Below are 12,151 nucleotides of genomic sequence, written 5' to 3'. Positions count from 1 at the left end.
ATACCTGAGTGTTCATAATGGCTCAATAGCTAGAAAAGGGAACGTGAAAACGGTAAAATGAATCTAACTTAACAATAGCTCGGGTTTTGGGCGAACCGTGAAGCGCGAGCAACAGAGGAAAGGAGGGGTGGACGTGACAGAACCGCAGCAGAGCAAGGATGAAGCGAGCAAACCGCTGATAAAAAAATGTACGTATTGTCAGGAGATGAAACCTTTAACGGACTTTCAGCGCAGAACGGGTCGCCGGGCGGGTCCTTATTCCCGGCGTGGCCCTTGCCGTTCCTGCCGGGGGTTGGCCCCGCAAGAACGTGCGGCTACGTCCGCTCCTTCCGGCGAGGAAGCGAACCCCTCGGCTGCTCCCGTGACGCAGCATGGCCTTGAAGCAAATACGGCTGCGCACAGCCTGGAGGCGTCACTATCTATGGAGGCACAGCGCCCCCGCAGGAAGCCGGTCACGGATAAAGCGCGTGAGCGCCATCGGCAACGGGTTCGGCATCTGCTTAGCAGGCTGAAGCCTGCAGATACTCGGGCGTTGCGGCTCAATCGCAATGGCATGATTCGGCTAAGAGGTAAAACCGATCAGGGGAGACGCTGGCATCAAGAGATTGAGCTAGATCTGGCCATGACCCTGGTCAGAGAGCGTATGGCGGTGATTGTTAATCCATACACCGTGCGCAGACTGTATAGCAACAAGGAATTTCGCCAATATGTGCTTAAGCGTGACCGCTATACTTGTTTCTTTTGCGGGGGCTACGGTGACACGATTGATCATTTACTGCCTCGGGCAAAAGGGGGTCACACGACGCCCGTCAATTGTGTATGTGCTTGCAATGAATGCAATCAAGTTAAGGCTGCCCGCGATGTAGATGAGTTCATTGAGTCTGGTGTGCCACAGCCGTCTCCTGATGATTTCGAAGCACCTGATATTCCTGATGCTTCTGAAGACACCCTACGTAGGTAGGGCGATTCTGCCAATGCAGCTTGTCCGCCCGCCCCACTAGTGGTGATGATCGGGCATCCGTATGAATATATTTTGGGTTATTTTCATATTATCGAACTGAAACGTACGCTCTCTATTACCCTCCTCTAGCCTAAAATGACCCTTTTTCAAGGGAAACTTGGACAAAAATCGAGCTTATTCTAATTTTTATCTAAAATAACAATAAAAAATTTGCAGAAATTTGTGCAAATTTAAAATTTCTTCGACGATTGTGTTGTGAAAGGTGTAATATAGAGGTATAGGGTTCCGTTTCGGCCTGTTGTAGTCACGAAGGAACGCTTCGTGGGATATTCCGCAGCAGTAACAACAGAATAACGTCTGAGCAATATACAATTGGCATCTGCGATAAATCAGTCTTGCCCTTTAGGGTATAGGCCGGTTTAAGCTGTGCTTCTTGCATGTTTAAGGGCGTGAATTCAATGAACGTTTTATTGCTAGAGTTTATGGATACAGGTTACGAGAGAGGATGGACTTCTATTTTCACAGTAAAGGAGGACGTTCACGCATGTCTGAAAACCAACAAGAGGTGGCAGTAACACAAGAAGCTACCAAAGAGTCTCGGGATGTACTGGACCAATTGATGAAACCGGAGGTTCAGCAATCGCTGACCGTACTGGTAGAGAATCTGCCAAAGTTGACTGAGATGGTTACTTTGATGACCGACGCTTATGATGTAGCTCGCAGTCTGGCAACAGACCCTGTCTTTATCGGAGATATGAAAAACTCCATGGGAGAGTTTGTGAAGCCTGTAACAGAATCGGCTAAAGGATTGGCTTCTGCTGCGATTGAAGCAAATGACCGCGTACAAACTACGGACGGCAGTGTAGGTCTGTTCGGCCTGCTTAAAATGCTTAAAGATCCGAATGTACAAAAAACGCTGCGTTTCAGCCAGGCTTTCCTGGATATTCTGAATGAGCGCCAACGCGAAAGCAAATAATTACCTGATCGAGAACGGAGGATGGACATGTCGAAGCAAATTTTGATCTTGGGCGGCGGATACGGCGGATTGCTGGCCGCTCTTACAGCACGCCAGCATATGGACGCTAGTCAAGCAACCATTACAGTGGTTAACCGCTTTGCGTCGCACCAAATTATTACGGAACTGCACCGTTTGGCGGCAGGTACAATTGCCGAAAAAGCTGTTGCGCTTCCTTTAGAAAAACTGCTGCGTAACAAAGATATTATCCTGAAAGTCGATACGGTTTCGGAAATCAAACCGGACGATAAAAAAGTAACCCTGGCCAGTGGTGCTACGTTGAGCTATGACGCTCTCGTTATTTCCCTGGGCAGCGAAACGGCATACTTCGGTATTCCGGGACTGCAAGAGCATAGCTTCACGCTGAAATCCGTGGCAGAAGCCAATCGCATTCGCGCACATGTGGAAGCTCGTCTGGATGCTTACAAGCAATCCGGTAACCAAGCGGACGCTACAATCGTTATCGGTGGTGGCGGTCTGACAGGCGTTGAGCTGGTGGGCGAGTATGCTGACAAATTGCCTGCAATTTGTCGCGAAAAAGGTATTAACTACGAAGATATCAACTTGTATTGTGTAGAAGCTGGACCATCTATTTTGGCAGGCTTCCCTCAACCACTGGTTGATCGTGCCGTAACAAGCCTTGAAAAACGTGGCGTTCAAATCGTAGCGGGTGTTCCAATTACAGAAATGAAAGCTGACGAAGTTCTCTTGAAAGACGGACGTTCGATCAAAACGAACACACTGATCTGGACAGGCGGCGTACAAGGTAATGCACTGGTTGGCGCATCTGGTATCGAAGTAAACCGTGGTCGCGCAACTGTGAATAGTGCACTGCAATCGACTTCTCACGAAGACATCTTCCTCGCTGGCGACAGCGCAGTGGTGTTCCCGGCTGAAGGAGAGCGTCCATACCCTCCAACTGCACAGTTGGCTTGGCAAATGGGCGAATTAGTTGGTTACAACATCTTCGCTTATTTCAACGGAGCGAAAATGGAAAGCTTTACACCAGTATTCTCCGGTACACTGGGCAGCTTGGGCAGAACAGACGCGATCGGTACTGTAGGCGCGAATGGCACCCAACTGAAAGGCGCTGTAGCCACTTTGATGAAGGAAGGCAGTAACATCCGTTACTTGTCCCACATTAAAGGACTTTTTGCATTGGCCTATTAATATTTCTTACTTTTATATGTTTTATTCAAAGAGAGTGCAATTCTGTGCTCTCTTTTTGTTTTGCAGTTTAATTCATTATAAACCAGTATATGTAAAATGTCATGTGTATTTTTGGATATATGTTGAAAATTATGGTTGATGTGATATTTCTGTGGCAGTAAACTAGTAACGAACAATACGAGGAGGGCATTATGAATGAGAATCAGGTTATTAATCAGTATTATGATTGTACTAAGTTTTGCTACTACAAACTCGAATTTAGCATCGGCTCAAGACTACACTCCCATACACCTGAAGGTCAATGATCATTACGTTTTATACACCTACCCTGCATCACCATTTGTGGATAAGAAGGGGAGACTGCTTATACCGCTCCAAGCGGCTGAGGATATACTGGGTGGCAAAGTAAATTATAATGCAGCGAACAAAACCGCTTCGGTTGATCTGCTGGGCCGTAATGTAACGGCTACAATCGGATCATCCGGAATATTGGTTAACGGTGAGTCGGTGACAATGGACACAGTCCCTATCATGCTAAGTAATGCAATGTTTTTGCCGATATCCATCCTGCTGAAAGATACAGATGCGAAGATGGAGTGGGATCCCCAACGTGGCTTATTGAAGCTAAGACATGATAGCTTTACGGAAAGTCCCGTTCTTATGAGGTTTAAGGGACAAGACTTGGCCCAAGTTATTGACGCGAACGCGTTTGATCTTATTTCCTTTGACTGGGATAAAAAGAAGGATGTATTGAATATTCATGCTACTTATAAGAGCGACTTATCGCCCGCCTTCAAGCAAATTGACTTTAATCCTATGATTGTGTATAGCAAAGGGACCTATACTGTAAATCCTTATTCTAAATCCGGTTCTTTTCACAAAGTCAAAGTAACCAGCCACGGTCATTTGGTTTATACAATGAATATCGATACAATCGATGCGGATAAAGATTATGTGAAATATATTACTTCTGTTGGCAGATTAATTAAATAGTGGAATGTATGTTGCTTGTACATCATAAAAAAGGCGACAAAGGCTTCATGGCCTTTGTCGCCTTTTTTGAAAGATTAATCTTAGAAGGTAATGATTTGACTGCTGTTTCCTTTATTGCGTACGTATCCCACGACTTTGGATACAGACTCTCTGTCTTTAAGATAATTAATAACGCCGTCTGTCAGGTTGTTTTTTTGATTGTTTGACATTTTATTCCATTCATCCGAATTTACATAAACTTCGACGATAGCTTCACTGCTGTCGCCTCTTACTGTGAAATCAAAGCCGACCCCATTATAGGTGCCATATCTATCGGACAAGTTACGTTGGATCGTACTTGTATCCAGAGAAGAAGCTACCTTTTTAATCGTCACATCGCCTCTGCTGTTTGTTGAAAAGGTCGCCAGTTTATCTCTATTACTGGAGTTTTTCACTGTGCCTTCAATATCAGCATCTTTATACTCTTTCAAAATATCTTCAACGATGTCTTCCAGGTAGCTTTCCTTTCTGCTGTCGGATAGATCATCCCATCTGGATTTTGTCATTTCGATGGTCACCGTAATATCACTTTTGTTACCATCCAACGTGATATCAGAGTTGGTGCTATAGGCATCGCTGTGATCATCGTTCAGCTTCTTTTGAAGATCCTTCAAGGAGCTAGAGCTATTTTTGCTTGCTTCATCTTTTAGCGTCTGATTGTCTTTTTGCAATTGAGCAATGGTAGCGTCTTTCGTCGTGTTTGCTGCTTTTGCTGTGTTGAGCTCTTGAGTCAGCGTCGTAATTTGGTTGTTCAGCGCCGTAACTGTAGATTGATCAATAGGAACGCCGTTATCAGCAATGACTACGCGTTTGTTTGTTCCATCCCATGTTACTTTTTTATCCAAAGCTGTACCTGCCAGCTTCAGTGGGATATACGTCACGCCATCCAGTAGAAATGGTTCTGTTTTAGCATCAGCAGGAACCTCGGTTCCGTTGTAGATAATTTTGATATTGTTATATACTGCTTGGATCGGCTTAGTCACTTGTGCGGCATATGTGGATTGGCTGAAAAGAGCCCCGGATATGGCCAAGGCGGATACGGCAGTGATGATGACAGGTTTTTTGATAGATTTCAGTGATTTCATTCGTTGGTCTACCCCTTTATTTAAGAATTATAGCCTGGTTCATAGACTAGAGTAACATTAATGCCTACAAAATCCAACAGCTTGGAGAGTCATTATGGGTTGTGCTTATATTGGTTAGACGCAACAGCAACCATAAAAGTTGCCCTGTTTGCGCAAAAGTTTTTCCAAAACTATCCGAACAACACAAAACAAGCCCGCTGCACAAGACAGCGAGACTTGTTGGTAAAACAGTGCGTCGAGGTTATCCATTCAGGGTTATTTGCCGTCCTTCAGTTTGCCTGCTGTTTCCTGAAGATGGCCTTTGGCCTTATCCAGTTTACCTTCGGCTTGAAGGGACTTATTATCGGTAGCGTTCCCGATTTGGTCCTTGATTTCACCTTTGGCTTTGTTCACATTACCTTTGATTTTATCGCTAATTCCGTTATCCTTCATGTTGAAGCCCTCCTTATGTGATCGAACTTTCATTCAGCATGCTGTAGTTAGTCATTACCCGAGCAAGGGTAATACGAAACCAGAGGCTGTATATCACAGACGGGGGTATAATGTTGGATACGGGTTAAATCAGAACGTGAAGTGGGGAGTGAGCGCATGCTCAAAATTTTATTGTTTATTCTCGTTATTCAAATTATTTACGTATCGGCGTATACACTGCGCATGATTCTGACGTTGAAAGGACAGAAGTATATTGCTGCGCTCATTAGCACTGTGGAAGTTACGGTCTATGTGTTGGGCTTAAATGTTGTGCTTAAGTACCTGGATCAAGTGGCAAGTCTTGCGGTATACGCCATTGGCTATGCATTGGGTATTCTTATTGGAGCATGGATTGAGGAAAAAATAGCGCTCGGTTATGTCACTGTTAAGGTGATCAGCAATGAGATCAATGGAGGAATTGCCAATGCGCTACGGGACAAAGGATACGGTGTTACAGCCTGGCTGGGCAGTGGGCGTGATGGTGATCGCCTGGTGATGGAAATTTTGGCTAAACGGAAAAACCAGAATAGGCTGTATCAGTCCATTCTGGAGCTGGACCCTAAGGCTTTTGTCATTACGGTAGAGCCGAAGCAATTTCATGGCGGCTTCTGGACCAAGGCTATCCGTAAATAAACATTTTGGTAAAATGCGCATATTTTTCGGAGCTTGGAGCATATTAATACCCGCACAGGTGAATTTTTCAAAAATCCAATAGCGACTTCCAATGAGCAAGATATAGATCGAAATGGTTTAGTTCGTCTATATCTTGTGCTTCGGAGCGACTGGAATCGAATTTTTATAAATCCTGGCACAAGTGGGGATTAACAGTAAGCCGACAGGGGATATTACCCTATAAAAAACCGAGGGGGGATATAGATGTACAGACGCCAGGCCCCGGAAATCATTCCAGAGGAAAATACGGCTATTTGGTCGTGTACAAATGAGGGTTGCAACGGCTGGATGCGAACGGATTTCACCTTTTTGAACGAGCCAGCTTGTCCATTTTGCCAAGCCTCGATGGGGCAGGAAATGCGGATGTTGCCGATTCTCAATCGGGCGGGCAATTCCTTTGTCGCCCAGCGCTCCTAATCCAGGATTCTGCAAGATCCACAATGGAAAGTGAGTACGATGATCACACTGCAATACTTATGAACGTCAAAAGCCGCTCCAGCGACATGCTGAGCGGCTTTTGGTTGTGGAATATTTAATGATCATGGTCTCTGGATGGGCTGCACGGAGTCACGATATACAATATGACCCTGCACCAGGACTCGACCAAAGCGACTGCCGGGATGGCTTATTTTTTTCATCATCGAATCAATTGCGGTACGTGCCATCTGCTCGATGTCAACTCCGACTGTGGTCAATTGCGGAACAATAAGAGTGGCGTATACATCGTTGTCAAAGCCGACCACAGAGCAGTCTTCAGGTACGCGGTATCCCAGACCAATGAGCTTATGCACCAGATTGTGAGCGACCTGATCGCAGTTACATACAAAGGCAGTCGGTAGCGGCTGAGGCAACTCCATTTCGACATAAGACCCTTCGTCGTCCCGGTCGCTGAGCACCCACTCGTTACGAAGAGGCAACCTGTGCTCCAGCAAGGATTTATAGTAGCCGAGGAAACGATCCTGAATACTACTGGTGGAATAGAGGTTGCCCACATATGCAATATCCCGGTGTCCCTGGGCGATCAAATAGTTGGTCAGCTCGTAGGCTCCGTAAAAATTATCCGTCACCACAGAATCGATATCGGCATGCTCATCATAAAAATCGAGAAACATTTTGGGCAGTTCCATGGTTTGTACAAGCTCAATGTATGGCTTGCTCACTTGGCCCAGGAGAATGAAGCCGTCCACCTTGCGGTCGTAATAAATACGTGGCAGATTAAGCTGTTCTTCGTCTTCGCGATGGAGGATGTGAAGGATACCATAGTAGCCGTATGGCTCCAGTGCCCGTGAAATTTGCTGGTAGATGTGCAGATAAAACGATTGGCCAGGGCCGGTAAAACGTTCGGGAATGACCACACCAATGTTATAGGTGAGGCCCTCCTTCATGGACTTGGCAACGGTATTGAAACGATAACCCATTTCGCCCGCAAGCGTCTTAATACGCTCTTTTAGCTCCTCGCTAACCCCATCCTTGTCATTGAGCGCCTTCGACACGGTCACGCTGCTTACTCCCAGCTTATCTGCAATATCCCGCATCGTTACGTTGCTCTTCATTCCTGTTCCGCCTTCCAATTTTAAAAAGATAAGCATCTTGCCTAAATCCAAAGAATGGATGCAAAATGCTGGGGGAATATACTAGTAGCTTAGCTGCCTGTAAAGATACAAAGACATAGCAGAGAAGCTGTTCTGTAAAGATACAAAGACTAGCAGCTTAGCTGCCCATAGAACAACAATTAGCCTGCGGGTAACAGTTGTTCTATGGATAGTATACATGGTTCCGCAAGCAGGATAAAGCCTGCAGCTTATGTCCGCTGAGAAGGACGGGAGTGCGCTTTCAATAGCGCTTCATTGTGATGAATCAGATCACGGCGAACAGCGGCGCTGCTGAGAGAGCGCAGCGGGTCGGATGGTGTATTGAAGGTGTAGTCCTCCAGTCGAGCGATGGTGGTCGTCGCCACGTGGATACGGGTATCACTAGATGCGTAGTAGATAAAAACTTCATCTTGTTCGTTAACGACTGCCCCGTTGCAAAAAATAACATTCGAAACGTCGCCCACGCGTTCTTCATCATAAGGAGCCAGAAAGTGCCCGCCGGGTTTGGCAATGATGCGCGTAGGGTCTTCCAGACTGGTGGCAAAGGTATACAGCACATACCGCAGCCCGGCGGCTGTATTGCGTACCCCGTGAGCGATATGAATCCAGCCGAGCTTCGTCTTAATCGGGGCGGGACCCTGCCCGTTCTTGGCTTCGTACACCGTATGATAGCAGCGCTCATCAATGACGGTTTCGTGTTCAATTACGGGCTGTGTAATATCTTTGCACAGGCCGAAGGCGATGCCACCGCCCGAGCCGGTGGAAATAAACCCGTCCTGAGGACGAGTATAGAAGGCGTATTGACCGTCCACAAATTCAGGGTGCAGAACAACGTTGCGCTGCTGTGGGGACTGGGTAGTGATGTTGGGAAGCCGGGTCCATGTGCGCAGATCACGAGTACGGACTAGTCCTGCCTGAGCGACAGCACTGGAGGTATCGTGAGGTGGCGCGTCAGGGTCTTTTTTCTCTGAGCAATAAATACCGTAAATCCAGCCGTCCTCATGCTTCACCAGCCGCATATCGTACATATTTGTTTCTTCTGGGTCGATATCCTCCCATACTAGGGGGGCGTCAATGAATCGAAATTGATCAATGCCGTTATCGCTTTCTGCCAAAGCGAAAAATGATTTTCGATCCAGTCCTTCGGTACGCGAAACAAGAATGTATTTTCCTTCATGATAGATCGCCCCTGGATTCAATGCCGCATTTACACCCAGCCGCTCCATGAAAAAGGGATTAGTTTGCGCATCCAGATCGAACCGCCAGTGAAGTGGAACATGATGGCGTGTGAGCACTGGATAGAGGTAGCGTTCGTAGATACCATTGTAAAAGGTAGTTTTAACCTCATTAGGGCGTGTAATCAGTTCCTCTTGCTGCAATAGCAGCTCATCGTATTTGCTATGAATCATTGGTTCTCCATCCTTTCTAGCATTTCTATGCAAAATCGGCTGTTGTGATAAGGGCACTTCCAGGGTCCAGCAATCTCTCTCGCATCAGGCTTACCATCCGCTTGAACTGACCAGAACCATTCGCCTCCGGGGCGCGGATCTATGATATATTGCCGGGTATAGGCCCACAGATTACGCACAATTTGCAAAAATCGTTCGTCTTTTGTACGTTGAAACGCATTGTAAAAACCAACCATCCCCTCGGCCTGTACCCACCAAATACGTGAGGTGTCTACCCGCTCTCCTTCCCGCTCGTTGATGAGCGATCCGTCTGGCTGAACAGCGCGCTCTGCTACCGCATTGGCAATATCCATCACCATATCCACGTATTCTGACGGGTAATAACCCAGCACATTCATAGCGTCCTCAATCAACCAGCTGGCCTCGATGTCGTGACCATATGAGGTCAGGTCAAGCAGAGAGCGCCATTCACGATCGAAGAATACCCCCAATCGTCGGGCAGAAGCATCGTAAACACGATGATATAAAATATCCAGTACGTTCGTCAGTGCATCTCGAACCTCTTCATTTGGCCAGACGCGCAGCAATTGGGTATACGCTTCCAAAACATGAATATGCGTATTCATGGTGATATGCGCGGTAACTCCATTTTCGCTGAGCAGCTCATTAGGCTGCGTGTTCCACAAGCGGTCATATTGCTCGCCGTATGCCTGCCGGGCGGGATCATATCCCTTTTGCTCCAGCAGGTGGAACAGCTCCATAGCTAGTGGCAATGCATTCGGGTCGTCTGTAGCACGTGCATACTCTGCTAGCGCATAGATCGCGAATGCCTGCGCGTATACATGCTTGCACGTGTCTACGGGTTGCCCGGTGTAGTCCACCATCCAGAACATTCCTCCATGTAATGGATCGAGTAGGTGATCTCGCAGGAATGTGAATGCATGTCGTGCGGCTTCTGCATAGGTATCTTCCCCTGTTACACGAGCAGCCGCCGAGAACGACCAGAGTAGCCGTGCAGTGGCAATCCCGCCTTTGTCGGCTTGGTTATGAGTGTGCAGATCCACATCCACCTCGCCGTAAAACCCACCGTGTGTCTCATCCTTCAGTCCAAGCCAGAATGGGAGTATGTGTTCCTTCCATTCCTGTCGAATTTCGTCCAGTAGTGTTTCCAAGAGACAAAGCCTCCTTCGGAAAATAAGTTATTAGGTTATCGTTAACTTTACAGAAGTATCATATCTAGGTGTTTGTAAACTGTCAACTATTCTCGTCTTGTGTTTATTCACAACATAAAACCCCAGTGTACTGTACAAAAAAAATAATGTAATTGACAGAGTAAGCGTTATCATAATAGAATAACTTTTGTTAGCTTAACGATAACCTTAATAAAAAATGGGAGGGGTCGTTTTATGAAATTGTCTAAAGTTTTAATACCATTGTTGTCAGTGCTATTAGTAGCGGGTTTGTTTGCAGGCTGTGCTCCAAAAGCATCGGATATACCAGCAGCCAGCTCTGATCCAAAGGCCGTGGAAGGTGAAATTACGGTTATCACACAGCGGACAGATATTGTGGATACGGTATTTCAGGACTACGCCAAGGAATTTAACAAGCTTTATCCGAACGTGAAGGTCAACTTTCAGGCATTGGCCGATTATGATGGTCAAATTAAAATTCGGATGGGGACCAGGGATTACGGAGATGTTTTGCTGATTCCTGGCAGTATTCCAGTTGAAGAGCTGCCCAATTTTTTCGAGCCGCTGGGTACTTATGAGGAGATGAAAAACAAGTATGCCGGCCTTGAAGAACGTACGGTGGATCATAACAGCTACGGTATTCCGATTGCGATGGTTTACTCTGGAGTGATTTATAACAAAAAGGTGTTCAAGGATGCAGGAATCACACAGCTTCCGAAAACACCGGACCAATTCCTGAAAGCGTTACAGCAGATTAAGGACAAAACCAAGGCAGTGCCGCTGTTTACGAACTATGCCTCTGGTTGGGCACTGACCCAGTGGGAGTCTAGTTTGGCAACATTGGCGGGTACGAAGGAATACGTGAATGTCACACAACCGAATACAGATGACAATTTCACAAAGGGCCAGCCTCACTATGAACTGTATAAGGTCCTATACGATGCAGCTAAAAAAGGCCTGATTGAAAAAGATCCAACGACTACGGATTGGGAGACCTCCAAGGCAGATCTTGCTCAAGGCAAAATCGGTACGATGGTGCTTGGCTCTTGGGCAATTGACCAGATCAAAAGCACAGCTCCTAACAAGGATGATATCGGTTTTATGCCTTTCCCGACGAATGCCTCCAAGGTACTTGTGCCGCTGGCTGGTGATTTTAACCTCGGTATTAACGTAAACAGTGAAAATAAACCAGCGGCCCGTGCCTGGGTGGATTGGTTTACCGAAAAGTCCAACTATGCTGTAGAGCAGGCAGGCAGTATTAGTCCGCTGAAGGGTGCTCCAATGCCTAGCATTTTGAAGCAGTACGAGGATCAGGGGGTCGTTTTTGAAACACTTACTCCATCTCCAAAAGGACAGGAAGGAATTGTTGATAAAATCGACAAAATGGGAGAAATTGGTCTATGGCAGCCTGATTTCAAGAAACGCATTATTGAGGCAGCGGTGGGTAACCGCCCGGAATCGTATGACGCCATTATGAAGGATCTGAACGATGCATGGGTGAAAGCGCGTGCTGAAGTGGCTGCTAAGGAAGCAAAATAGCCATCTGAACTGACG

The 12,151-nt window shown here is 46.6% G+C and carries 12 protein-coding genes; 7 read left to right on the top strand and 5 right to left on the bottom strand.

Features of this window, described 5'->3' with window-relative positions; genetic code table 11:
- The first annotated feature begins 133 nt into the window (after positions 1 to 133).
- The 4 genes from NSQ68_RS24555 to NSQ68_RS24540 all read left to right on the top strand — a co-directional run bounded on the left by NSQ68_RS24555 (position 134) and on the right by NSQ68_RS24540 (position 4,139).
- A complete protein-coding gene (locus NSQ68_RS24555; protein ID WP_342427454.1) occupies positions 134 to 961 on the top strand; it encodes an HNH endonuclease signature motif containing protein in 828 nt (275 codons plus the stop codon).
- Positions 962 to 1,505: 544 nt separating this feature from the next.
- Complete coding sequence (locus NSQ68_RS24550) at positions 1,506 to 1,937, top strand: DUF1641 domain-containing protein (RefSeq protein WP_029518696.1); 432 nt, start codon at positions 1,506 to 1,508, stop codon at positions 1,935 to 1,937.
- Positions 1,938 to 1,964: 27 nt separating this feature from the next.
- Positions 1,965 to 3,146 (top strand): NAD(P)/FAD-dependent oxidoreductase, encoded by a 1,182-nt coding sequence (locus NSQ68_RS24545; RefSeq protein WP_013312527.1) that lies wholly within the window; start codon positions 1,965 to 1,967, stop codon positions 3,144 to 3,146.
- A gap of 195 nt (positions 3,147 to 3,341) precedes the next feature.
- Complete coding sequence (locus NSQ68_RS24540) at positions 3,342 to 4,139, top strand: copper amine oxidase N-terminal domain-containing protein (protein WP_342427453.1); 798 nt, start codon at positions 3,342 to 3,344, stop codon at positions 4,137 to 4,139.
- Positions 4,140 to 4,219: 80 nt separating this feature from the next.
- Here the strand turns inward: NSQ68_RS24540 and NSQ68_RS24535 are convergent, their stop codons facing one another.
- Together NSQ68_RS24535 and NSQ68_RS24530 are read right to left on the bottom strand one after the other, a co-directional pair.
- On the bottom strand, positions 4,220 to 5,263 hold the full coding sequence (locus NSQ68_RS24535; protein ID WP_342427452.1) for a stalk domain-containing protein: 1,044 nt from the start codon (positions 5,261 to 5,263) through the stop codon (positions 4,220 to 4,222).
- Positions 5,264 to 5,518: 255 nt separating this feature from the next.
- Complete coding sequence (locus NSQ68_RS24530; RefSeq protein WP_068939077.1) at positions 5,519 to 5,695, bottom strand: CsbD family protein; 177 nt, start codon at positions 5,693 to 5,695, stop codon at positions 5,519 to 5,521.
- Positions 5,696 to 5,851: 156 nt separating this feature from the next.
- On the opposite strand from NSQ68_RS24530, the gene NSQ68_RS24525 reads away from it, so the two are divergent.
- On the top strand, positions 5,852 to 6,367 hold the full coding sequence (locus NSQ68_RS24525) for a DUF2179 domain-containing protein (protein WP_342427451.1): 516 nt from the start codon (positions 5,852 to 5,854) through the stop codon (positions 6,365 to 6,367).
- Between the two features lie 243 nt (positions 6,368 to 6,610).
- Positions 6,611 to 6,823: a cold-shock protein gene (locus NSQ68_RS24520; protein WP_025721956.1), complete on the top strand. Its 213-nt coding sequence runs from the start codon at positions 6,611 to 6,613 to the stop codon at positions 6,821 to 6,823.
- A 122-nt stretch (positions 6,824 to 6,945) separates the two neighbouring features.
- Here NSQ68_RS24520 and NSQ68_RS24515 read toward each other — a convergent pair whose 3' ends face one another.
- The 3 genes from NSQ68_RS24515 to NSQ68_RS24505 form a co-directional block, all read right to left on the bottom strand.
- Complete coding sequence (locus tag NSQ68_RS24515) at positions 6,946 to 7,959, bottom strand: substrate-binding domain-containing protein (protein ID WP_342427450.1); 1,014 nt, start codon at positions 7,957 to 7,959, stop codon at positions 6,946 to 6,948.
- Between the two features lie 248 nt (positions 7,960 to 8,207).
- Entirely contained in the window at positions 8,208 to 9,407 is a 1,200-nt protein-coding gene (locus NSQ68_RS24510; RefSeq protein WP_342427449.1) for a glycosidase, read from the bottom strand.
- Positions 9,404 to 10,579: an AGE family epimerase/isomerase gene (locus NSQ68_RS24505; RefSeq protein ID WP_342427448.1), complete on the bottom strand. Its 1,176-nt coding sequence runs from the start codon at positions 10,577 to 10,579 to the stop codon at positions 9,404 to 9,406. The genes NSQ68_RS24510 and NSQ68_RS24505 overlap by 4 nt, the downstream gene beginning before the upstream one ends.
- A 234-nt stretch (positions 10,580 to 10,813) precedes the next feature.
- On the opposite strand from NSQ68_RS24505, the gene NSQ68_RS24500 reads away from it, so the two are divergent.
- Positions 10,814 to 12,136, top strand: coding sequence for an extracellular solute-binding protein (locus tag NSQ68_RS24500; protein WP_342427447.1), 1,323 nt, complete (start codon positions 10,814 to 10,816; stop codon positions 12,134 to 12,136).
- The last annotated feature ends 15 nt before the right edge of the window (positions 12,137 to 12,151 follow it).

The organism is Paenibacillus sp. FSL L8-0158 (assembly GCF_038592965.1).
In the GTDB taxonomy this organism is placed as follows: domain Bacteria; phylum Bacillota; class Bacilli; order Paenibacillales; family Paenibacillaceae; genus Paenibacillus; species Paenibacillus polymyxa_D.
The sequence above is the reverse complement of the archived record's forward strand: the minus strand, read 5'-3'. Positions and strand labels throughout refer to the sequence as shown.